The sequence below is a fragment of the Nostoc punctiforme PCC 73102 genome, from assembly GCF_000020025.1.
GTDB lineage: Bacteria > Cyanobacteriota > Cyanobacteriia > Cyanobacteriales > Nostocaceae > Nostoc > Nostoc punctiforme.
In genome coordinates this window covers 7,533,105-7,556,345 of sequence record NC_010628.1, presented here as the reverse complement: position 1 = coordinate 7,556,345, position 23,241 = coordinate 7,533,105, and the positions used below count along the sequence as shown (strand labels likewise).

The window sequence follows — 23,241 nt, the reverse complement described above, 5'->3', positions numbered from 1 at the left end:
ATGAGTCTGATTCTTCCCAAACGCACCTTATCCCGTCGCCAATTACTGCAACTATCTGGACTTTCAGGGGTAGGCTTTCTTTTAGGTGGCTGTGGGACAAATTTGTTCTCAGATAATCTGCGGCAAATATCTGAACCACTAAACCAACGTCTAGAAGCACTCCTGTTAAGTCAGAAATCAGTTCCAGAATTTCCTGTTAGTGCCATAGAAGCAGACAAATTGCTCATCAATTCCTTTGATTTCACACCGCAAATTGATCCGGCGCAGTTTCGCCTGAAGATTGATGGCGAGGTTAGTAACCCGATGCAATTGAGTATGGGGGATATTGAAAAACTTCCCTTGACTTCAATGGTAATCCGCCATGTCTGTGTTGAAGGTTGGGCTGCGATCGTTCAATGGGGAGGTGTGCGATTGCGAGACTTAGTAGCGCTGGTACAGCCGAAGTCAAACGTTCGTTATGTCTACTTTAAATCTGCTGATGGCTATTATGAAAGCTGGGATCTTGCCTCTGCTGTACATCCCCAAACCCTGATGGCTTATCAAAAGAATGGACAACCATTATCAGTTAATAATGGTGCGCCCATACGTCTAGCATCCCCAATTAAACTGGGCTACAAGCAAAGTAAGTGGGTGACTCAAATTACATTTGTCAGCAGTTTGTTACCTCTTAAAGGCTATTGGGAAGATCAGGGCTATGAGTGGTTTGCAGGGCTATAGTCAGCGAAACAGTTCTGAGTAAAGAAGTGGGAAGGGTTTGAGATTGCTACGGTGTGATAATCGTTTTCATCCTCACTTTCCGAATTTGATAGTGAGTTTTCCCTGTAGTAAGTAGCATCATTGATTATGTGCTTTCAAAATAGCACCAAGACAAATCGGCTCAATCCCAATAAAAAACCCCCTCAGCTTGCGTCATAGTAAAGTGATTACAAGCAAGAGGGGTTTCATTGTTTATTTTTGTATAGGCAGATTTTAAAGATAATGCTGGCAAAAAACCAGTTTCTCTGATGTTGTGTTTATTTTCACCTGCCTACTCAGTTCAGCCTATTTCCAATCGGGAATTTCGGCATCTTCTCCACCAATCCCAATTCCAGTGTTAAATATTTCGGCATCAGTGAGATTTAGATCGTTCATTGATGCTTTATAGACATTAGAATCGTGAATTGTCGCGCCGGTAAAATTTACTCTGTTAAGATTGGTTTGCTTCAAATTAACATTGCTTACATAAGCTGATGTTAGGTTAGCACCTGCCAAGTTAGCACCTGTTAAGTCAGCACCTTCGAGGTTAGCTCCTACAAGGTTTGCTCCTTCAAGCTTCGAGCCTCTCAAGTCAGCACCAATTAAATGAGCGCCACTGAGGTTAGCCCCCGACAAATTACACTGGATACATTCCCCAGTTGAAAGCAGCTTTTGTAAATCCTGCGGATTTTCGGCTCTCACCGAGCTAGCGAAAAATAGGGGAGTTGCTAAGGCCATGGCCGCTAATAGCTGAAGTTTCATATATTTTCCCCCTTAATAATCAAGTTGCGTCCGTTCTGTCCCTCACAACTCTATTATCTCACTAAACTTCGTGAGGTCAATGTATCCTATGCGTTAACAAGTTGGTTATGATATGAACTTGCTATAATATCGAGATAAAAAATTCCATATATCCTGTTTCTGGTCGATTTTTACCCGATAAACCCTAAAAAGCTGCCAGTGTTAAATCTCTGTTAAATCTTTTTAAAGGCTTGCACTACTTGCCATAATTTGGCCTTTTGATAAGTATTTATACTTTATTAATTGATTTGCTCGCAAATTCACAAATTAGGTTAAGTCTATTAGAAATTCTCGCATATACTGATTAACCAATTCCGGCTGTTCTTGCTGCACCCAATGACCACAATCAGGAATATACTTGATTTGAAAGTTTCGGACATAAGCTGCGGTGTCATAGGTTAGTTCCTTGCCGAGTGCGGTGTCATTTTCTCCCCAAATCATCAGTGTTGGTACTTCCAGAACGCCCCAGTTTGGATTTAGCATTCTCTGCTGAAAAATATTGCGGTAATAGTTCAACATTGCTGTGAGGGCACCGCGTTTTGCAGCAGCATTTTTATATGCATCAATATCGGCTTGTGTGAAAGCACTCTTGTTAACTGCTGTACCTTTAAAAGCTGTTTCAATAGCTTGGTAGTCGGAAGATTGTAAAATTAATTCTGGTACCCACGGTAGTTGAAAGAGGAATATATAGTTGCTGCGTAGCAACTGTTGGGGAGTGCGTAACCCTTGGGCAAATTTGGCAGGATGAGGCAGGTTAAGAATAATTAATTGTTCTAACATTTCAGGGTGACTGTATGCAAAATTCCAAGCGATCGCACCTCCCCAATCATGTCCAACTAAAACACACTTTTGGTATCCTAATCCTTTAATTACTCCCTCAACATCTTTGATAAACTCATCCATGACATAAGCTGATTGCTCATTTGGTTTATCACTATCGTTGTAACCACGCAAGTCAAGGGCGACGACTTTAAAATTTTGGGCAAATTCTGGTATTTGATGTCGCCAAGAGTACCAAAATTCAGGAAACCCATGCAACATCAACATTAATGGCCCTTCCCCTTGAGTAACGTAGTGTAGTTTTACCCCATTGGTAGTTATATATTCATGTTTCCAAGAAGTTTCTATTAGAGACATAATTAATCAAAATTCAGGATTAAAAAGTACTAAATAATAATACTGTACTTAATAAATGTAATATTCTTTTGAGAAGTCTCACATCTATTAAAAGATAGTATTACAATAATAATTTTTTGCAAAAATATTAGACAATTTGCCCTGGGATAGATGCGAATGTTGGGTAAATTTTGGTAAAGGATAGATATAATAATTCTTCCCAAATACCATGACACAACAGTTGACAAACCATGCTTCATTGTGGGTTGAGCGACTGGGACGATTTGGCTATGTTTCCAAGGGAGTAGTTTACGGTATAGTTGGACTACTGGCAGCACAGACAGCTTTTGGCAGGGGTGGTAAAACAACTGATACCCAAGGCGCTCTCCAAACAATCGTCAACCAGCCATTTGGTAAATTTTTGCTGGCTTTAGTTGCAATTGGCTTGATCGGATATGTAATCTGGCGTTTTATACAGGCAATTAAAGACCCAGAAAATAAAGGTAATGATGCCAAAGGTTTGGCAGTGCAAATTGGTTACGCAGTTAATGGCTTGATTTATGCAAGTTTAGCCTTAAGTGCTGTGAAAATCGTTACGGGTACAGGCGGTGGTAAAAATAGTAGTGATTCTACTGAAGATTCGACAGCACGTTTGCTTTCTCAACCCTTTGGTGAATGGTTAGTTGCAACTGTGGGGGTGTTTGTAATTGCTCTAGGTTTCTATCAGTTTTATCAAGCTTGTAGTGGCAAATTTCGTAAAGAACTCAATTTAACTGAGTTAAGCAACATACAAGCCCAATGGATAATGAGGATTTCCAGATTTGGTTTAGCGGCACGGGGTATAGTATTTTGTATTATCGGTTGGTTTTTAATTGAAGCTGCAAGGCAATCAAACGCCGCGACCGCAGAAGGTTTGGATGAAGTATTACAGACTTTAGCGCAACAGCCCTATGGAGCATGGCTTTTGGGTATTGTGGCACTAGGTTTGGTTGCCTATGGAATTTACACAATAATACAGGCACGGTATCGTCGGCTAGTCAATGTTTAGATGGTGCGGTGCTGAGAATTTCAATTTATAGAAATGGCAATAATAGAAACCCGTGGTATCTGGCTGACCACTACTGATAGTAAGGTTCTCAGGTCAAAGCAACGCATTGCTGAGGCGATGGATTTGCTTGCCGAGACAGGATTTAATGTGGTGTTTCCCGTTGTTTGGAATAAGGCGGTAACTCTGTATCCCAGTCAAACAATGCAGGAGACATTTGGAGTCGAAATTGACCCTATGTCTGTAGGCCGTGACCCTTTAGAAGAGGTGGTAGTTGAGGCGCGGCGAGTTGGGTTAAAAGTTATTCCTTGGTTTGAATATGGTTTTGCCAGTTCCTACAATTTGAATGGTGGTGTACTTTTACAGAAAAAACCGGAATGGGCTGCGCGTGATTTTAACGGCAACTTACTAAATAAAAATGGCTTTGAGTGGTTGAATGCCCTCGACTCACAGGTGCAGGAATTCTTCTTGAACTTGGTGCTGGAAGTTGTAAAGAATTATGATGTGGATGGTGTTCAAGGAGACGATCGCTTGCCAGCATTCCCCTGTGAAGGTGGCTATGATGAGGGAACTGTCAGCCGCTATCGCCAGGAATACGATCGCAATCCGCCACAGAACCCCAAGGATAGGCAATGGTTACAGTGGCGTGCAGATATTCTCACTGATTTTTTAGCGCGTCTCTACGGGGAGGTAAAAGCAGTTAATCCTAATTTGCTAGTAGCGATCGCACCTAATATCCATGATTGGGCATTCCAGGAATATCTGCAAGACTCCCCCACATGGCTGAAGCGGGGAATAGTTGATATGATTCAGCCGCAGATTTATCGCCGTGACTTTGGGAGTTATTGTGCGATCGCTGATAAACTAGTAAGCCAGCAGTTTACAGATGCGACGTTGCCCCGGTTAGCACCGGGAATACTTATGAAGCTTGGTAGTTATTGTATTAGTCCAGAATATCTGGTGCAGGCAATTGAATACAATCGCCAACTTGGTATTCAAGGAGAAGTATTCTTTTTTTACGAAGGTTTGCGCGAAAATAACAATACCCTAGCTAAAGTTTTACGAAATGGCCCCTATGCTAAGTCTGCATCATTTCCCACTCTGTCAGATTTGAGTGTGAGTGGTGTGAGTAACAAGAAGACATCTTCTACTTGGCAAAGGTTGTTAAAAAAGATTTTTTAAGGAAAAATGCGTGTGGAATCTCAATTATCGGTGAAACAGGTAATTAAAACTTTAAAAGAGGATTTACCAACACTTTTTGAAAAAGATATTTCTTATGACATTTATACAGACGATATCTACTTTAAAGATCCGGTGAATACATTCAAATACAAATTTAACTATCGGATTATATTTTGGACATTGCGATTTCATGCTCGGCTATTTTTTACCCAAATTTACTTTGATGTACATGAAGTATCTCAGTCAGCCGAAGAGACTATTTTAGCAAAGTGGACGGTGCGGGGAGTGTTGCGCGTTCCCTGGAAAGCAGGGTTGCTTTTTAATGGCTATTCAACGTATAAACTAAATCAAGATAATTTGATATACGAGCATATTGACACTTGGGATCGTAAACCTGGCGAGATTTTAAAACAGTTTTGGCAAAGGGGAGAGATGGCTAATTAGCTATTGTAAAAATGACCCTAACTTTTAACTCAGACATTTACAGCCAATTGCTATCTCAACATCAACCTTGGATTATTAAAACAGAAGAGGAAAACGAGAAGTTTTTAGAAACTGTTGAAGAACTGCTTTCCCGTTCACATCTGACTCCTGAAGAAGATGCTTTGTTATAATTATTGGTAAAAAAATGGGATAGTAACCTTTATACTCCCCTTAACTCCTCAAAATCAAGAATGAAGTTTAAATAGTGATTGTGGGACGCTATTCGGGTGTTGTTTTTATTTAGTGCGCGATAGCCTTCTTTAACTTTTCCCAATACCACCAAATCTCGACAAAACCCTAAAAGACTAAGCACTCTGAGGGTTTTTGTTATGTGAAAAATACTAACTTAAAAGTTAAGCTGTTGCGCTCCCTTATAAATGGATGTGTTGTGGGTGTTGAGCCGATCTCAAAAGTATTGTAGGGAGGGAAGTTAAACCAATAATGTTTTCTCACCAATTGGTTGATGATATAAAGTCATTAGCTGGCTAGCATTTAAAGTTTCTATGGCATAAGCTTTTCCTGTTAAGTCGCTGAATTCTACTTCAAAAACTCCAGGTTCATAAGCTTCTACAATCGTTCCTACTTGACCGCGATGCAATCCCGATTCTGGTAAGTCTTCGGTTAGAGCAACTACATCTAATAATTTCATTGGTATTACCTCATTGTTTAGATTACATAACAGGTGACTAGGCGTGGAAAGCCTTCATTATTAAGCACTATCCAAACGCTTTGAATAATTGCTTGTTTATCTGAACGATTTAGGGGAAAATCAATGATATATTTTTGACCGTATGGATTTCTTTTTCCAGGGATAGCATCATAATTTACTACTGCTTGTAAAAGGATCGCTTGCAATTCTTCTGCATCATCTAAATCTAAGTCTAGTGCAGATTTAAATACACGAGCTTTGTGTTTTCCCTCTGGATGTTCTGGGTTGAGACAGTAACCCGCGATTTTATCTATTTCAACGATCGCGCATTCAGGGTTAGGAAGTTTCATGATAGGTTTGCTACAACCTTCTTTGCTTTTTTGCCTGGATATGAACCTCTACTTGGAAAAGACTAAGATTTCCTAGCTGGATACTGTTTCAACACCTGCTTTAAATATTGCCCAGTATAAGACCTAGGATTTTTTGCAACTTCCTCTGGTGTCCCCACAGCAATTAATTCTCCACCTTTGTCGCCACCTTCTGGCCCCAAATCTATCACCCAATCAGAACAGCGAATTACATCTAAGTTATGTTCAATTACTAATATGGAATTACCTTTATCTACCAATCTTTGCAATACATCTAACAATTTGTGGACATCGTAAAAAGATAACCCTGTGGTCGGTTCATCTATTAAATACAGTGTCTTCCCTGTGGCGCGTCGAGATAATTCGGTTGCTAATTTTACCCGTTGCGCTTCACCACCAGATAAGGTAGTTGCAGGTTGTCCTAGCTGGACATAACCCAACCCGACATCAAATAAAGTTTGCAAACGCGCGATCGCTTTGGGTATATTCTGGAAAAAGTCTAAACTCTCTTCAACTGTCATTCTCAGTACATCAGAGATAGACTTATCTTTGTACTTCACCTGCAAAGTCTCGCGGTTGTATCTAGCACCTTTACAAATTTCGCATTGCACGTAAACATCCGGGAGAAAGTTCATTTCAATCACATTCACACCCTGTCCGCTACAAGCTTCGCAACGTCCACCTTTAACGTTGAAGGAAAATTGTCCGGGTTTGTAACCCCTAGCTTTGGCTTCTACTGTTTGGGAAAATACATCTCGAATGGCATCGAAAATTCCTGTGTAAGTTGCAGGGTTGGAACGTGGTGTTCGTCCAATGGGAGATTGATCGATAACGATCGCTTTATCAATCGCGTTTAATCCCTGGATTTTATCCAAATGTCTCGGTAAGGGAACTTTCTTAGTTAAATGGTGTTGCAGAGATGGATATAGTAATTCGTTAATCAGTGTAGATTTGCCAGAACCAGACACACCAGTAATGGAGACGAGTTTACCTAGCGGAATGTCTACATCTATATTTTGTAGATTATTGCGATGGGCATTTTTAATTCCCAAACTACGCCCATTTCCTTCTCGGCGTTCTGCTGGTGTGGTAATTACCCGTCTTCCTGATAAATACGCACCTGTCAAGGAATCTTCTGCTGCTAATAACGTCTCAAAATCACCTTGGGCGATAATATTTCCGCCGTGAATTCCTGCACCAGGCCCAATATCAACTATATGGTTAGCTGCGCGAATTGTTTCTTCATCATGTTCAACGACAATTAATGTATTACCCAAATCGCGCAATTTCGTTAAGGTTTTGAGCAATCTGCCATTATCTCGTTGATGCAAACCAATACTCGGTTCATCTAAAACGTAGAGAACTCCTGTTAAGCCAGAACCAATTTGCGTTGCTAGACGAATTCGTTGGGCTTCGCCACCGGAAAGAGTCATGGCGGGACGGTCAAGAGTGAGATAATCTAAACCGACATCCAACAAAAATTGTAATCTAGCTTTGATTTCTCTCAGAACTAAATCAGCAATTTGTAATTGGCGATCGCTCAACTTAAATTGCTCAATTCTCTCTCGACAATCCCGAATTGATACGGTAGTTAATTCTAAAATTCCATATTGTCCCAACTTCACCGCCAAGGCTTCTGGTTTTAACCGTTTTCCCTGACAAACTTCACACGGTTGATCGATTAAATACTGCTCTAATTTTTGTTTAATTAATTCAGAACCACCCTCATACTGCCGTTGCAAAATTGGAATAGCACCTTTAAAACTCTGCTTTTTTTGTGCCTCTGCGGCTCGTTCATCTTTCTCTCCAAATAAAATAATTTGCTGCTGTTCTTCTGTCAGCTTGCTCCAATTTGTCTGTAACTCAAACCCATAAATCTGTCCGACGCTATAGAGTAATTCCAAGTAATAAGAATTATCTTTTTCTGACCAAGGCGCGATCGCAGCATAAACTGGCGCTTCCCAGTCAGGTACAATCAAGTCTGGCGCAAATCTTCTTAAAGTCCCGATTCCATGACAGTGCGGACAAGCGCCATAAGGCGAGTTAAAGGAGAACAATCGCGGTGATAGTTCCTCCATTACTGCGCCATGTTCTGGACAGGCAAAGTTTTCCGAAAATACTAACTCTTCTTCTTTTTCTTGTCCGTCGTCACCAAGCAAACTTACCAAAATGGCTGCAATCCCACCGGATTGCTTGAGACACGTAGACAGGGAATCAACCAAACGCTCCTGAATATCAGCCTTTTTTACCAAGCGGTCAATTACCACTTCGATGGTGTGGGTAAAGTTTTTATCCAATTCAATGGAATCTGACAGTTCGCGGATCTCGCCATTGATCCGCACGCGGACAAAACCTTGAGAAGCAAGACTTGACAAAAGCTTCCGGTGTGTGCCTTTTTTCCCCCTGACAACGGGTGCAAGAATTTGGAAGCGGGTGCGATCTGGTAATTCCATGATGCGATCGCACATCTCATCGATTGTCTGGGGTGCAATACAGCGATCGCATATCGGACAATGGGGTTCGCCAGCGCGACCAAACAACAGCCGCAAATAGTCGTAAATCTCCGTCACCGTACCCACAGTGGAACGGGGGTTATGAGACGTTGACTTTTGGTCAATAGAAATTGCTGGACTTAAGCCTTCAATGGCTTCTACATCCGGCTTATCCAGTTGTCCTAAAAATTGCCGTGCGTAGGCGCTGAGGGATTCCACATAGCGACGTTGCCCTTCAGCGAAAATGGTATCAAATGCTAGGGAAGACTTACCAGAACCAGAAACGCCAGTGAATACGATTAGGCGATCGCGTGGCAATTCCAAGTCAATATTTTTCAGATTATGCTGCCTAGCACCCCGAATCCGAATGGTATTCTGGCTGTTGTGGCTGGGGTACGGAAGATGTCCATTCAAGGATGCTGCTAGCTGTTTGTCTGACATATTGGGCGGCGAAGAAGGAGTTTCTTATGAAACAGTCCTTAATAATACTATCTTTAATTTGTTTATAGTAGAACAATCGTACTGTTTTAGTTAGTTATCGTTTCAGATTCATGGTGCAGACATCCTTAAGAGTCGGCTAGTTTGGAAGCATCCCGATTAAATATCCTTCTAAGGGTGAATATGGTATCGCAAATCCAACCGCCGACCCAGCCAGAGGCTATCTACTTAGATAGTGACGGACGACTAGTTGCTAATAATACCATACAGTTTGGCTGGATTGTAGAAATTAAGCAGAATATAGAGTGGCTATTTGCTGACTTAACTGGGAACTTCAAGCTTTGAACTCGGAAGTTCGACCTTTTTACTCGGTCATTGGTGTTCGGAACTCGGAAGTTCGACCTTTTTGCTCGGTCATTGGTGTTCGGAACTCGGAACTTTGACCTTTTTGCTCGGACATTGGTGTTCGGAACTCGGAACTTTGACCTTTTTACTCGGTCATTGGTGTTCGGAACTCGGAAGTTCGACCTTTTTGCTCGGTCATTGGTGTTTGGAACTTGAAACACCGAGTTCTAAAGTGCGATCGCATTTCTTTTTTAGCGAGCGATCGCTCCACCTCTATATTTAAACTCCGCGAGGTGGTTAAAGTACAATGACTTAGAAGCTTACTGTGTAATCTCTTCAGCTTTATTCGTCAGGACTTACGCATTGAAAACCTGAAACCTCGTTCCCCTTTGGCGCAATCAAGTAAAAATTAAAAATTAAAAATTATGAAATACAAATTTGGTAGGGTATGCTAGCACGGAGACTACGAATTATGGACTAAAGAAGCTAGACGTTTTAACACTTTTACCACAGTATCTAGGTCATCTCCACGATTGAGCGACAGTGTGTAAGATAATGCATATCTTGGTGTATCCTCTTTCGTCAACTTAATAAATTGAAATTCTCGACCATTGGTTACAAAACCAAACGTAGGTTTATCATTACCAAGATTAGCCAACATATAAGCTAATGCTTGAGAAATTGCTACCTCTAAAGAATATTCTGCTCGTTTGGCTTCAATAACGAGAACCCAAAATGGGGGATGAAAAACCAAGATATCAATACATCCTCTAATAATTGTGCCTTCATCTTCAGAAGAAATCCTGACCTCTTCTTCTGACGCAATATAAAAAGGCGGTTGATAAAAACCTGCTAGACGCAATAGTGGAGATAGCACCACCATTTTGACTACAGGTTCTAAAATTTGGTAGCGTGATAAATGCAAGTATTCTGCCTTGACTTCGTTGAGAGATTGCTTTTCTAAATCACTCAACTCAGGTAAATCTTGCTGCCACTCTGAAAAAAACTGTTCGTTGTCTGCACGTTGTAGCCCAAATTGATCGATGAGTTGGGCTAAGGTTATATCTCTTCCTTGAATAAATTGAACCATTGTTAATCCTTTTTGTTAAATGGTAATTGCAGATAAAAGTCCTATTGCACTCCTAATGTACTTTTTTAATTTTTAATTCCCAAGCGATGCCTGCGGCGGGCTACGCCTATGCAAAAATATGACGATATAATTTACACGGTGGCACTACTTAATTGACTTGAAACTGAACTAACCCCATACTGCGGAGTTTAAACGCTTCAGTTATGCCTACATCCACAGCGCGATTTGCCATCATCTGACGAGTATTTGAACTGGATTCATCTACCTTTGAACTCCGTTGACAAGTCTTTAATACTCGTGAAAATGACAGCAATTTTCACAAGGGTGGAATACATATAATTTTAGGGGCACAATATATTGCGCCCCTACTCGTGTAGTCTATTCAATTGGAAACGACTGTAATCCTTAGCCAGATGCAACCTAATTAATCTTAATTCCCGGTTTTTTGTTGACAACTTGCTTTGAAATCCAAGCTTTGACATTCTCTTGCTTCCAGCAATTGCCTAACCGCACTACCAGGCTGACAACTCATCAAAGTTGCCCCCATAGCAGCTAGTGTAATAACAGTAGCTAGTCCCAGCACTGTAGCTCGTTTTATAGGTTTGATTGTACTGATGAAATTATCTATTCCAGTGCCAGTACCAACAACCTCAATTGGCTCAAGTGCTTTTAAAGCAATAGCCGCATTAGCATAGCGACGGTTTCGGTTACGTTCCACCATTGTCATTAACCACCACCGAAAACGCGGACTGATTTGAGGAACTAATTGCTGGAAATTAAAGCGGTAGTTATCATCAATTAATTTTCCAATATCAACAGAACGGGTATTAGTGAGTAAGCAAATTAGTGTTGCTCCCAAACTATATAAATCTGATGCCTCAGTCAAGGAATGACCAAACTGTTCTTCTGGTGGCATAAAACCTGGGGTTCCTGCTACAAAGCTGCTAAGAGCTATTTTTGCACCCTGTATCCTAGCTAATCCAAAATCAACTAAATAAGCATTTAGTTGCTCATCAACCAAAATATTTTCTGGTTTGATATCCCGATGAATAATTGGCGGAACTTGCTTTTGTAGATAAACTAAAAGCTCTAAAATTGACAGAGCAATTTGCTTAATTTCTTCTGGATGAAAGCTGTTTTTTAAGCCTAAAGATGGGGCATTTTTATGTTCCTGTACCAGATAAAAAGCCCCTGGTATTTCAAAAGAATCTATATAGCGAGGGATGCGAGAATGATTGAGTTGCTGCAAAATTTCAATTTCGCGCTGATATGCTTTCACACCTGACAAATCAGCATCGGCCCGAGCAAAACAAAACTCTTTAATCACTACCTGTTGCTTAAAATTGAGAACATTAGCTAAGTAAGTAATTCTTCCCCCTTCTCGGTTGCGTCCTAGTTCGCTGATAACTTGATAGCCTTGTTGAGAAAAATCTAGATGGTGATTTGAGGGAATTACCTCTTTATGTCCATTACGCACATCAAGCTCCATTACACACCATACGAGTTTGATTCTGTCAAGATGCAATTAGAAAGATTAAGAGCCACTCACCCAGATTGTTAGCTCCATTTCTACTCTGCATAGGCCAAGACGCATGGACAGAAAATATCTTTGCATTTGCGTCTTGGCATAAAATTACTAATTTTGCGTTAGCCAATCGATAATCTGAGCATTGACAACATCTGGAACTTCATCGTGCGGACAATGACCGGCATTCGGAATGGGGACTATTTTGATTTCTTTGCCATTCTCACGCGCCTCTTCGTAAATCTTTGCCCCGGTAATTGGTGTCCAGGGATCATCAGCACCCCAAATTACTAATAGAGGACGTTCTACTTTGGGCAAAAGTTCCTCTGGACTTGGACCAGGAGGGGCTGTGAGAATGGAGGCGAAGACTTGTTGCGCTCCTGGGTCACAAGAGGGTGTATAAAGTAAATCAACTAATTCATCGGTGACGGCTTGACGATCGCGGTAAACTTGGTAGAGAGTGCGCCGAATCTGGGCTTTTTGCCGGATGCGGTTATAGACAAATTTACCTGTAATTGGCGATCGCACAAACCGATTAAAAGCTGCCATCACCATCCGTAGCGGCGGGTTCAATTCGTGGGGACGATGACTTAAACCACCCGCAGAGTTAATCAAAATACCACCAGCAGCAATTTCTGGATGTTCTACCAGTACAATCAAGCTCAAAAGTGCGCCGATGGAGTTGCCAATAAATACAGCAGGTTCGTGTATATGTGCTGTACAGAAATCTTTCAGCAGTTCCATCCAAACTTCCACACTGTAATCAATAAGCGCTTTATCGGAACCACCAAAGCCTAAAAGGTCTATGGCATATACCTGGTAGCCAGCATCAGCTAAAACTGGGATATTTTTACGCCAGTGTCCAATGGAAGCACCGAAGCCGTGAACCAGTACCAGAGGTCGTCCAGTACCCATGACAGTGTACTGAATTTTGTAACCCTGCCAAGTCCAAAAGAATTTTTCAAAAGCGTCTTGGGTTGCAAGCTGCTGTGTAGTTACAGTCATTAATAAGATTCATAAAGTGTATCTTCAAATATATTAATGTTCTCTGACCTCATAACTCGCCACTGATTAGATGTTAGTTTCATCCACGCCAAGGGATTAATGAGTCAAGGGATACCAAATACCCCTGTGATTTTTTAGACGAATGGTAGTGTGAGATGAAATACATGAATCAAAGTTACTTTGCTCAAATGAGCAAGTTTGTTCTGGCTGCAACCTCTGTGGCAATCTTATCGCCAATAGCTTCTGCATCTGCAACTTCAGGGTTCTCTACCACCGTCGCCCAAATATCTGATAATTCCACAGGTCAACAACTTTTAGCCGATAAAAAAGTAGAAACCAGGAGTCGTACTACTATTGAGCGGCAAACTATCACCACAGAAAGCCGCAGTAGTAGTGTTTCTGCAAAAGGCAAAAAAACAGGTTTTAGCCTTGCCATTTGGGAACCATCCGGGAACTTGTCAGAGGTGATTGCTCGCATTTCTGTCAAGAGTAAAGGTGGCAAGGGCTATTTAAAAGAGCGCTTTTTGGGTGATTACAAGTACAAGATTAAGCAAAAAGCAAAATTTGCTAAGGGGTTAAAAGCTAGCGATCGCATCGTCGTGCGATTGTATGATGTTCAAAACCGCTTTATTGGCTATAGCGAATTTGAATGTTTGTCGGCAAATACCACAGTTAACCTGGTTTTGTCAGCCAAACCTACAGAATACCAAGTTGTTCGTACTGTTTATGGTGTTGATGCTGACCAAGACGGCACTATTGACGCAGGTACCACCACCTACGACTACTTCACCCAAGTCAGCGACCAGCGTGTTAGTTTCCTCAGCAGTTCCCAAACCTTCCAAGGTAGTCAGTTCCAAGTAGAAGGTTTATCAACAATTCCAGGTACTAGCGTTTATCCCGTCTCTTTCACTCAGGGTGAATATGCTTTAGTGCGTCAGTCGTTCGTGAGCGTCTTTAGTTCCGACTTAGCAGAGGCTTTGCAAGCTACTCCTGGCAGCTTGGTGCAAGTGATTGAAGTCAGCGATAACTCTAGCTACGATATCAGCCAAATGCTGATGAATTATCGCCAAGTTGGGATGTCTCGCGCTCTCCAGGTTGGATTTTCTGATGTTTCCACAAACTACTGGGCTAAAGATTTTATTGCCGAATTGGCCTCAATGGAAATTCTTGAAGGTTTTCCTGATGGGACTTTCCGCCCGGATGCACCAGTAACTCGTGCCCAATTTGCGGCAATGCTGCGGAAAGCCTTTGCCAAGGGGAAAATTCGCCAAGCGATCGCATTTAAGGATGTCTCAACTCAATATTGGGCTTACAATGCCATCAGCGAAGTTTATCAAATGGGCTTTTTAAACGCTGTTATTGGTAAGGATTTCAACCCCAGCCAAAGCCTTTCTCGCGTTGACATTTTGGTAGCATTAGCGCGGGGATTAAATTATCAAAGCAGTGGTTCAACGGATACAATTTTATCTGTTTACAGCGATGCAACTAGTATTCGTAGTGAATATCGCAGTCTGATTGCAGCTTTGACACAACGCGGTATAGTCGTCAACTATCCCAATGTGAACTTGCTAAATGTTGAACGAGTAGCAACCAGATCTGAAGTGTCTGCTTTGCTATACCAAGCTCTATCTAGCACTGGACAAGTAGCAAATATCTCCTCGCAGTATGTCGTTGGACAACAACAACAACAAGTTGCAGTGGAGGAGCAGACTGAAACTTCAACAGAGGGGGTAAAACCACGTCGCCACTGTAACCAAGGAATTGGTAATGGTTCTGAGGGATGTGACCCAGGCAATTCCCATCCTCACGGTGGCAGTAACGACGAAGGTGGACGCACCCCTGGTAAAAAGTAATACTATTTTTTTAAGAGACGCGATTAATCGCGTCTCTAGCTTGCTCAACTGTAAAACTAATTTCCTGACCATAGGAAATTTCCAGTGTATGACCATCAGGGTCTCGAATATAAGCCCAGTAACCAACCGGAAAACCCCAGTCATTTGGGCCATCTAGCAGTATTTCCTCAGCGCGTGCCTCATTGCACAGGCAATCAATTGCCTCACAATTCTGATAAGCTACCCCAAGATGGGATTGTGGTGACAGTGAGCCTTCTACTTTAGCTGCTTTAATTAGGACAATTACAAAAGGTCTGGTCAGGTCACTAATCCAAGCAACATCTACGTGAGTAGTTTGATCGGTGCGACGATGCACAACTTTCATCTGAGCATACTTTGCATAAAATGAGATACTTGCATCAATATTAGTAACTGCAAGTGCAATGTGAGTAAAACCAAGATCAGACATAACAAAACCCGTGTGTAGACTTAACCGGACGAATGTAGGTATTGGCCTCAGTGCTTACTAAGAAAGCTGACACGATTGATAATGAAGGTAGGCGTTATCTTCACAAAATTTATGTTTTTAACTTGGTTCGACAGCAACTCTTGGTTACTGGAAATTGGTGGGAAAAGAATACTGATTGACCCTTGGCTGGTTGGTTCGTTAATTTTCAGCAATTTGGATTGGTTATTTAAAGGTTCGCGATCGCAAAATCGCCCAATACCAGATAATATTGATCTGATCCTGCTGTCTCAGGGTTTAGAAGACCATACTCACCCACCAACGCTCAAGCTGCTGGATCACAACATCAAGGTCGTAGCTTCTCCCAATGCAGCCAAAGTAGTACAGCAGTTAGGTTATACCCAAGTAACAACTCTGGCTCATGGTGAAACTTTCACTTTAAATAATCAAGTAGAAATCAAGGCTTTTCCAGGCTCTCCAATTGGCCCCACTCTGGTAGAAAATAGTTATCTCCTCAAAGAGTTGGAGAGTGATTTAACTGTATACTACGAGCCTCACGGGTATCATTCTCCAGAAGTTAAGCAAGCTGCACCTATTGATCTAGTGATTACACCGTTTATTGATATGACGCTACCTTTGCTTGGGCCGATTATTAAAGGACAAAATAGTGCTTTAGAAGTAGTAAAATCATTACAGCCTCAAGTAATAATACCTACTGCGGCTGGTGGAGATGTGACGTTTGAAGGATTGCTGATGAAATTTATTCAAACTAAAGGAAGTGCTGAAGAATTTCGCTCGTTACTTGAGAAAAACAATCTTGCGACGCGGGTACTTGAGCCGAAACCAGGCGATCGCTTTGAACTACCATTAGAAAAACGAGCATTAGCAATTTAAGTTAGCTCACGTCTTGCACCAGGCGACTTCTAGTCGCCTAAGCTAATTTCGTTCTATATCTAAATTATTTTGCATATATACTTCTCTAACCGGAAAAGGAATTTGAATTCCTGCTTGCTGATAGCGTTTGTGTAATTTTTTCACAAATAAATGTTTTCCAATCCGTTGATCGAAGTATTCACTTACCCGCATATAAAGCGTAAAATCTATACTAAAATCATTAAAAGTATGAAATCTAATATATGGTTCATTGTCTTTTAATTCTGGTGCAATTTCTTGCATAACTTCTTTAGCCACTTCTACAGTCACTTTTTCAACTTGTTCTAAATCGCTATCATAACTTACGCCCACATCCATTGTTAAAGTAATTTCTTTTGCGGGTAAATGATAATTGGTGAAAATTGCCGAAGACAATTTAGAATTGGGAACAATGACAACATTATTGGAAATTTCTTTAATTGTCGTATTGCGCCAAGAAATATCTATAACATATCCTTCATGTCCAGCATCTAATTTTACATAGTCTCCGGTTCTAACTTGCTTAGAAATAATTAAGTAGAAACCAGAAAATAAATTTGCTAGTGTGTCTTGAAGTGCCAAACCAACTGCTATACCACCAATTCCTAAAGTTGTAATAATCGGGGTAATTTGAACACCTACCGTTTGCAGTATGATTAATGTTCCCAAAACTAAAACAGTAATTTTAGCAAGGTTAGAAATTAGCGATGTGGGAACCCCTTCTGCTCTGCGAATAAATAAATTCACAAAACCAGCAGTCAATCTGGCTAAAACTAGGGTAACTGAATACAGCAGTGCGATCGTTAGAATTTTTTGTAGTACGATGGCAATATCCGGTTTCAGAGGTGCGCTCAGAATTGCCCAAAAAAAACCGCAAATGACAAACCAAATAAAAGTCATCCGGTGCAGAGAGTGAAATATAATTTTACTCCCGGCAATTCGTCTATTAGTAATGAAGATTTCGAGCTTTTTAAAGATAACTTTTTCACCAATTATTCCAGCCAGTAAGCCAGCTAGAATAAACACTATCGGCGGAATCCATTCCATCATATAAATTTTAAGTTTTAGATTTAGGATAACAGCATTGTTGCTGTGATTATGGCTAAATTTTACCTTGTTTAGTTGCCGGATTAGCTGCTTGAGATTTTCTGGATTATGGACTTGCCAATTATTTACCACCCAGATTACATTGCTCCCCTGCCTGAAGGACATCGCTTCCCAATGTCTAAGTTCCGACAACTCTACGAATTGCTGTTAGCTGATGGTGTGGCTAATCAAGAACAATTTCATACCCCCGAACGTCCGCCGCCAGAATTGATAGAGTTAGTCCATACTCCAAGCTATGTTCAAGCTTATTGCGAAGGAACCCTAGACCCCAAATTACAGCGACGTATTGGTTTGCCTTGGAGTCCAGCATTAGCGAATCGTACCTGTGTAGCGGTAGGTGGTACGATACTCACTGCAAAACTGGCATTAAGTCATGGTTTAGCTTGTAATACGGCTGGTGGAACTCATCACGCCTTTCCCAGTTATGGGTCTGGTTTTTGTATTTTCAACGATTTAGCGATCGCTTGTCGCGTTTTACAAAAATTCGGACTCGTCCAAAAAATCCTGATTGTCGATTTGGATGTTCATCAAGGAGACGGTACCGCTTTTATCTTCCAAGACGACGATAGCGTTTTTACTTTCTCCATGCACTGCGAAGTCAATTTTCCCGGTACAAAACAAAACAGTGATTTGGATGTTCCTTTGCCGGTGGGAATGGAAGATGACGCTTATTTACAAACCTTGGCGAATTATTTATCAGATTTGTTGTCTAAAGTCAAGCCAGACTTAGTATTTTATGATGCTGGTGTTGACCCTCATATAGGCGATCGCTTGGGCAAATTAGCCTTAACCGATGCGGGCATTTTTCGCCGTGAAATGCAGGTTTTAAGTACTTGTATGAGTAGCGGTTATCCTGTGGCCTGCGTCATCGGCGGCGGTTATGCTGATGATATGAAATCTTTAGTTTGGCGGCATTCCCTACTGCATCGCGCCGCCAGTGAAGTTTACCAACAGTACAAACTATAGTCATAAAGTTTTTAAACGCAGAAGAACGTAGAGTGTTGCCAAATCTAATTCGTAGCAAATCGCACTAAAATAATACTTTGCGCCCCTCTGCGCTTACCTTTGCGCCCCTCTGCGTTTAAATCTAAACCCTCAATTGTTAACTGGATGAACAACGGTAAACTCAGAATCTACGAACTAGCAAAAGAATTAAATTTAGATAGCAAGAAGCTATTAGCAATTTGTGAAAAGCTCAAGATTGCAGTCAAAAGCCATACCAGTGCAATACCAGAATCCGATGCAGAACGTATTCGTTTAGCGATAAGTAAACTAACAGCAAAATCGTCAAAAACTAAAACAACCTCTGAAGATTGGGGCTATACGTTTATAGCTTCAGCAATTGATAGTTTTATCCGCCATCTTGAAGGTGAGGCTGCCTTGAAATCATATTCCGATTTTAGGGAGCGGCGCGATCGCGCCAATGAGTTAATGTATGAATGTGTCGGCAAAAAGCCTTCTTTATTTTATGTGCGTCGCAAGGGTGCAGGGAAAGAAGCAAGAGAGGAAATTTGGGATTTGACAATAGCGACAGACTCCGATGATTTTCCATTGCCTGCAAGACTTGAGAAGCTCAGAAAAACATTAGGATTTAGAGCAGCTGTACAAAAAGATGGACGCGACGGTATAAAAGTACTGTCGGCTCAGTTGCTACAACCCTCACGCGGACACGCCGACAGCTACGCTATGCCTTGTCGCTTGCGTTTACTGGCTAATCATCAGCATCATCTCGATATTCCGCCAGCGACATTGAAGCGCATCGCCACCGCGCCAGTTTGTGGCGAAAATGTACCTACAGAAGATCAGCTGAAAGCTTGGAAAGCGTTTTTGCAAATTGAGGAAAAAATTGCTAAAGCACGTCAATTTTGTGTGCGTTACGTAAGCCATAACTATAACTTCAAAAGGCGGATTAGTTTTGAAATTGATGTAAACTCAGCCACCCTTGACGGTTTTTATCAAAATTCCCTCGAAGTAGATAATTTTTGGGAACGAGCAAGACGCACAAAAAACGAAGATTTAAAACTTTTTGAAACTGCTCCTGTCGGGAAAAATTGGATTAGCGGTCGTCAATTAGGAACTGTTGAAGAAGTTGATACCAACCGTTGTATTATCAGCCTCCGGCTAGAACGCGACTTAGCTGAATTCATGGCAACAGAGCGCTATAAATTACCAGCTACCGGATTCTTATGTTTCGAGGCAGTTGGAGATATTCAGCAGATTCAGCGTAAGAAGAAAGCGTTAGATGATTTGAATAATGGTTACACCCAGAATCCTTATTTAGGTAACTTTTTATTCGATGCTTCTCAGGCTAGACAAATCAAAACAACTGTTGAACTTCAACCACAAGATTTATTATTATCTTCCGCTAATCCTGGACAAAAAGCTGCAGTAGAAAAGGTACTTGCCGCCAAGGATCTTGTTCTCATCCAAGGGCCACCAGGTACTGGGAAAACTACTGTAATTGCTGAAATTTGCTATCAAATTGCCCTTCGAGGTGGGCGTACCTTAATCGCTTCACAAGCCAATTTAGCAGTAGATAACGCCCTGAGTAGATTAGTTCACAACTCAGTAATTCGGGCAGTACGCAAGGGTCGAGCCGAAAAAGTTGGGGAAGAAGGACAGCCATTTTTAGAAGACCAAGTGATTGGCAGATGGCTAGAAAATACAGCTTATGACTGCGAAAATAATATTACACAACGTCTCGAAAATATCAAAATTTTCAGTCAATTACTGGCATCATCACAAAGATTTACACCCTACTTACAAGCAGAGGAAGAATTTAGCCAGCAGCAAACAAAATTTAATAAAAATAAGTTAAAAGTAGAGACAAACTTTAAAAATCAAGAAAAATCTTACAATGAAACCGTAGAAAAACAAAACAATGTTGAATCTCTAATTGCAGGTCTAGAAAATATACTAAACACTGCACCTATAAATTGGGAATCTCCAGAAGTTACAGATTTTTTGCCACTTCTGAAACCATACACAGAAGGTAATAGTTTAGTAGAAGAATTTTTAGCAAATGTTCGTCAAACCATCAAATATACTGATGAACTTGGCTTGGCGCGTCCGGCACTTGGCGCTTTTGGTTTAGCGGTTTGGTTGCGTGAAACTGTAGCAACAGAAATTTCTGGATTTAAATCTGCTTTTACTTCTGCTCAAGAGGCTAGTCAAGCCATCTTAGAAGTTGCAGCATCAGTTGAGGTTGTCAAACAGAATTTTGCATTATTAAATCAAGTACAACCAGATTATCAGAAATATCTTGCTAAACTGCAAAAACTACAGCAAACAATCCAGATTTGGGAAAATCGGCAACGTGAAATTGATTATATTATCTCAGCAGTAAAAGAATGGAAGTCTACAGCACCTTCTCATCTTTATCAAACTTTAAAAGATTGTCAGCAATCAGGTTTACCACTAACAGAAAATTTAGTGGACTTACCACTAGGTTTATTGATGTTTGCTAATACATTAAAATTAGCAATAGTACCAAAAATTTACAAAATTAATTTGCCAGAATGGGAGCTATTGACAAAAGCGATCGCTTATGAAATAGACGGAGGTTTTACTGATAGACGGGGAAAACAGCATAATTTCAGCTATTTCTTGCAAGAAAATTTTAGTCAGATTCCAATGGTGCTATCAAAGGGCGATCGCACCCAATGGCAAGAAACCTATCAACAGTTTAGCAATTATCAGCTACTCAATCCCAAACAGCGAAAATTACTGGTCGAAAATACCCAAGTTTTTTTAATTAGAATGCAACGGACTTATGGCGCATCATGGGAATGGAATAATATCGATTCTACTCTCACCAAACTTACCCAAGAATTGTTAGATACTATTCTTGTAAATGCACGTCAATGCGTTTTAAAAGTCAAAACCGAAACTGAACAACAGCTTCAGTATTTACAAAGACAATTAAATGAACTTCAGAAAAATGAAATTAGCCAACAGCAAATATCTATTACTCAAGCTGAGGTAGAAAAAGCGCAACAAGACGCTAATTTACAACTTGGCAGAGTTATTAATATCTTGCAAGAACTTAATCAACAAAATATACCTACTCAATTACGCACTTTAACGGAGAAATATCTTGCGACACAATCAAATATTTGGGAGCATCCACAAGAATTCTCAAATCAAGTGAATTCTTGGGTAACTTCCATTAGTCAGCTTGAAAATTTAATTTCATCCTTAGAACCTTTTGCGGTATTAGAGATAATTAAAAATTCTCTACACGAGCATTTATCAAAACTACAAGAAGAAACTGAAACTGCTCTACAGCAACTTCAAAAATTACAAATTAGCTTACGTGAAATAGAAGAAAAGTTACAACCACAGCCATCAGATAGATTAATAGAAGAAAGAAACTGGTGGTTGACAGAATGGCAAAGAACCCCGGATAAGTTTAAGCCAGAAAATTATCCTGCTGACTTGTTTAATATAGAGTTATTGCGCGGTATCAATATTCAGTTTGAATCTTGGCAGAAGGAACTCGAAAAAGAAGAAAATTATCTCAAAAAATATCAGAATTTTGTCCAAGATTGGATTGGAAAATTAAGACAGCCAAATGAGCGCGATCGCGACGATTTAAGGCGCATATATTTAGATAATGCTAACGTCGTTGGTATCACCTGCGTTCAAGCTGCAAGTAGAGGTTTTTCGGAAGAATTCAAATCCTTTGATGTTGTCATTATTGATGAGGTTAGTAAGTGTACTCCACCAGAGTTACTAATCCCTGCTTTAAAAGGTAAAAAGTTAGTCATGGTAGGCGATCATCGGCAATTACCACCCATGCTTGACACTAGCACTTTAGAAGAAGTTGCTCAGACAATTGGCAATACACGAGACGAACTACAATTTTTAGAAGAATCACTATTTAAAAGTCAGTTTGAATCTGCTGATGAAAGCATCAAACAAATGCTAACTACACAATATCGAATGCACCCATTTATTATGGGTGCAATCAATCAGTTTTATGACGGTAAACTAGAATCTGGCATTTTGGAGCCGGACACAAAACGCGCACATCATTTAGCAGGCGAAATTATCCAAGAATCTCAGCATCTTATTTGGGTAAAAACGCCTATCGAAAATCAGTTTTTAGAGCAAAGAAACGGAACTTCTTACTTTAATACTCCAGAAATTGATGCGATTGAACTTCTATGTCAACAGTTTGAGACGACTTGGGCTTCTAAAGTTGCTAATGCTGAACCAAAAAAAGAAATTGCCGTAATTACGTTTTATGGCGCTCAATTAAGAAAAATTGATGAACGCCTACAATCTGAACTTTTCCCTTCATTAGAGATTCGTACTGGTACTGTAGACAGATTTCAAGGTATGGAGCGACCTGTTGTAATTGTAAGTATGGTTCGCAATAATAGCAAAGGAGATGTGGGTTTTGCTAAAAAGCCAGAACGGGTAAATGTTGCATTTTCTCGCGCCCAAGAACTGCTGATAATTGTGGGTTGTCATAAATTGTTTACCCATCAATCAGGTAAAGTCGGAAGTATGTATTCAGAAGTTTCAAATATTGTCAGTACACATGAAGGTTTCGTTGATGTCTCTCGCCTTTTCAGTTAAACCTATTAATGACAATCTCAAGAAGGATATCTACTGGGCATATTAGCCTGTATAGGTATAGCTT

22 protein-coding genes are annotated in these 23,241 nt (G+C 40.6%); 11 read left to right on the top strand and 11 right to left on the bottom strand.

Annotated features, from left to right (window positions below):
• On the top strand, nucleotides 1-717 hold the full coding sequence (locus NPUN_RS30965) for a molybdopterin-dependent oxidoreductase (protein WP_012412338.1): 717 nt from the start codon (nucleotides 1-3) through the stop codon (nucleotides 715-717).
• Between the two features lie 324 nt (nucleotides 718-1,041).
• On the opposite strand, the gene NPUN_RS30960 is transcribed toward NPUN_RS30965, so the two are convergent.
• Nucleotides 1,042-1,497, bottom strand: a complete 456-nt coding sequence (locus NPUN_RS30960) for a pentapeptide repeat-containing protein (protein WP_012412337.1) — start codon at nucleotides 1,495-1,497, stop codon at nucleotides 1,042-1,044.
• Nucleotides 1,498-1,803: 306 nt separating this feature from the next.
• The gene (locus NPUN_RS30955) at nucleotides 1,804-2,673 is read right to left on the bottom strand and encodes an alpha/beta fold hydrolase (protein ID WP_012412336.1); all 870 of its coding nucleotides are present in this window, start codon (nucleotides 2,671-2,673) and stop codon (nucleotides 1,804-1,806) included.
• A 208-nt stretch (nucleotides 2,674-2,881) separates the two neighbouring features.
• On the opposite strand from NPUN_RS30955, the gene NPUN_RS30950 reads away from it, so the two are divergent.
• The 4 genes from NPUN_RS30950 to NPUN_RS30935 are packed head-to-tail and all read left to right on the top strand — an operon-like array spanning nucleotide 2,882 to nucleotide 5,493.
• On the top strand, nucleotides 2,882-3,700 hold the full coding sequence (locus NPUN_RS30950) for a DUF1206 domain-containing protein (RefSeq protein ID WP_012412335.1): 819 nt from the start codon (nucleotides 2,882-2,884) through the stop codon (nucleotides 3,698-3,700).
• A 33-nt stretch (nucleotides 3,701-3,733) separates the two neighbouring features.
• The gene (locus tag NPUN_RS30945; protein ID WP_012412334.1) at nucleotides 3,734-4,879 is read left to right on the top strand and encodes a glycoside hydrolase family 10-like protein; all 1,146 of its coding nucleotides are present in this window, start codon (nucleotides 3,734-3,736) and stop codon (nucleotides 4,877-4,879) included.
• 12 nt (nucleotides 4,880-4,891) lie between these two features.
• A complete protein-coding gene (locus tag NPUN_RS30940) occupies nucleotides 4,892-5,323 on the top strand; it encodes a C6orf136 family protein (protein ID WP_041566516.1) in 432 nt (143 codons plus the stop codon).
• Between the two features lie 11 nt (nucleotides 5,324-5,334).
• Nucleotides 5,335-5,493, top strand: a complete 159-nt coding sequence (locus tag NPUN_RS30935) for a hypothetical protein (RefSeq protein ID WP_193372250.1) — start codon at nucleotides 5,335-5,337, stop codon at nucleotides 5,491-5,493.
• Between the two features lie 299 nt (nucleotides 5,494-5,792).
• Here NPUN_RS30935 and NPUN_RS30930 read toward each other — a convergent pair whose 3' ends face one another.
• From NPUN_RS30930 to uvrA, 3 genes are all read right to left on the bottom strand, one after another.
• Nucleotides 5,793-6,011: a DUF4926 domain-containing protein gene (locus NPUN_RS30930; RefSeq protein WP_012412332.1), complete on the bottom strand. Its 219-nt coding sequence runs from the start codon at nucleotides 6,009-6,011 to the stop codon at nucleotides 5,793-5,795.
• A gap of 17 nt (nucleotides 6,012-6,028) precedes the next feature.
• The gene (locus tag NPUN_RS30925; protein WP_012412331.1) at nucleotides 6,029-6,361 is read right to left on the bottom strand and encodes a DUF6883 domain-containing protein; all 333 of its coding nucleotides are present in this window, start codon (nucleotides 6,359-6,361) and stop codon (nucleotides 6,029-6,031) included.
• A 62-nt stretch (nucleotides 6,362-6,423) separates the two neighbouring features.
• The gene (gene uvrA / locus NPUN_RS30920) at nucleotides 6,424-9,312 is read right to left on the bottom strand and encodes an excinuclease ABC subunit UvrA (RefSeq protein WP_012412330.1); all 2,889 of its coding nucleotides are present in this window, start codon (nucleotides 9,310-9,312) and stop codon (nucleotides 6,424-6,426) included.
• A gap of 180 nt (nucleotides 9,313-9,492) precedes the next feature.
• Between uvrA and NPUN_RS42250 the strand changes: the two genes are divergently transcribed.
• Both NPUN_RS42250 and NPUN_RS41135 read left to right on the top strand, forming a co-directional pair.
• Nucleotides 9,493-9,654, top strand: coding sequence for a hypothetical protein (locus NPUN_RS42250; RefSeq protein WP_167315683.1), 162 nt, complete (start codon nucleotides 9,493-9,495; stop codon nucleotides 9,652-9,654).
• A gap of 94 nt (nucleotides 9,655-9,748) precedes the next feature.
• Complete coding sequence (locus tag NPUN_RS41135) at nucleotides 9,749-9,937, top strand: hypothetical protein (protein WP_167315682.1); 189 nt, start codon at nucleotides 9,749-9,751, stop codon at nucleotides 9,935-9,937.
• A gap of 180 nt (nucleotides 9,938-10,117) precedes the next feature.
• On the opposite strand, the gene NPUN_RS30915 is transcribed toward NPUN_RS41135, so the two are convergent.
• The 4 genes from NPUN_RS30915 to NPUN_RS30905 form a co-directional block, all read right to left on the bottom strand.
• On the bottom strand, nucleotides 10,118-10,744 hold the full coding sequence (locus NPUN_RS30915; protein ID WP_012412329.1) for a type I restriction endonuclease: 627 nt from the start codon (nucleotides 10,742-10,744) through the stop codon (nucleotides 10,118-10,120).
• 148 nt (nucleotides 10,745-10,892) lie between these two features.
• Nucleotides 10,893-11,057, bottom strand: coding sequence for a hypothetical protein (locus tag NPUN_RS42245; RefSeq protein WP_167315550.1), 165 nt, complete (start codon nucleotides 11,055-11,057; stop codon nucleotides 10,893-10,895).
• A 117-nt stretch (nucleotides 11,058-11,174) separates the two neighbouring features.
• On the bottom strand, nucleotides 11,175-12,233 hold the full coding sequence (locus NPUN_RS30910) for a serine/threonine protein kinase (protein ID WP_012412328.1): 1,059 nt from the start codon (nucleotides 12,231-12,233) through the stop codon (nucleotides 11,175-11,177).
• 147 nt (nucleotides 12,234-12,380) lie between these two features.
• Nucleotides 12,381-13,274, bottom strand: coding sequence for an alpha/beta fold hydrolase (locus NPUN_RS30905; protein WP_012412327.1), 894 nt, complete (start codon nucleotides 13,272-13,274; stop codon nucleotides 12,381-12,383).
• A 164-nt stretch (nucleotides 13,275-13,438) separates the two neighbouring features.
• Here NPUN_RS30905 and NPUN_RS30900 point away from each other — a divergent pair, with 164 nt between their 5' ends.
• Nucleotides 13,439-15,127: an S-layer homology domain-containing protein gene (locus NPUN_RS30900; protein ID WP_012412326.1), complete on the top strand. Its 1,689-nt coding sequence runs from the start codon at nucleotides 13,439-13,441 to the stop codon at nucleotides 15,125-15,127.
• A 10-nt stretch (nucleotides 15,128-15,137) separates the two neighbouring features.
• Here the strand turns inward: NPUN_RS30900 and NPUN_RS30895 are convergent, their stop codons facing one another.
• Nucleotides 15,138-15,575, bottom strand: coding sequence for a VOC family protein (locus tag NPUN_RS30895; RefSeq protein ID WP_012412325.1), 438 nt, complete (start codon nucleotides 15,573-15,575; stop codon nucleotides 15,138-15,140).
• A gap of 111 nt (nucleotides 15,576-15,686) precedes the next feature.
• Here NPUN_RS30895 and NPUN_RS30890 point away from each other — a divergent pair, with 111 nt between their 5' ends.
• Nucleotides 15,687-16,466 carry an MBL fold metallo-hydrolase gene (locus NPUN_RS30890; protein ID WP_041566515.1) on the top strand — a complete coding sequence of 260 codons (780 nt, stop codon included), beginning with the start codon at nucleotides 15,687-15,689 and terminating at the stop codon, nucleotides 16,464-16,466.
• 42 nt (nucleotides 16,467-16,508) lie between these two features.
• Here the strand turns inward: NPUN_RS30890 and NPUN_RS30885 are convergent, their stop codons facing one another.
• The gene (locus NPUN_RS30885; protein ID WP_041566514.1) at nucleotides 16,509-17,534 is read right to left on the bottom strand and encodes a mechanosensitive ion channel family protein; all 1,026 of its coding nucleotides are present in this window, start codon (nucleotides 17,532-17,534) and stop codon (nucleotides 16,509-16,511) included.
• A gap of 105 nt (nucleotides 17,535-17,639) precedes the next feature.
• On the opposite strand from NPUN_RS30885, the gene NPUN_RS30880 reads away from it, so the two are divergent.
• Nucleotides 17,640-18,557 (top strand): histone deacetylase family protein, encoded by a 918-nt coding sequence (locus NPUN_RS30880; protein ID WP_012412322.1) that lies wholly within the window; start codon nucleotides 17,640-17,642, stop codon nucleotides 18,555-18,557.
• Between the two features lie 144 nt (nucleotides 18,558-18,701).
• Nucleotides 18,702-23,177: a translation initiation factor IF-2 N-terminal domain-containing protein gene (locus NPUN_RS30875; protein ID WP_012412321.1), complete on the top strand. Its 4,476-nt coding sequence runs from the start codon at nucleotides 18,702-18,704 to the stop codon at nucleotides 23,175-23,177.
• The last annotated feature ends 64 nt before the right edge of the window (nucleotides 23,178-23,241 follow it).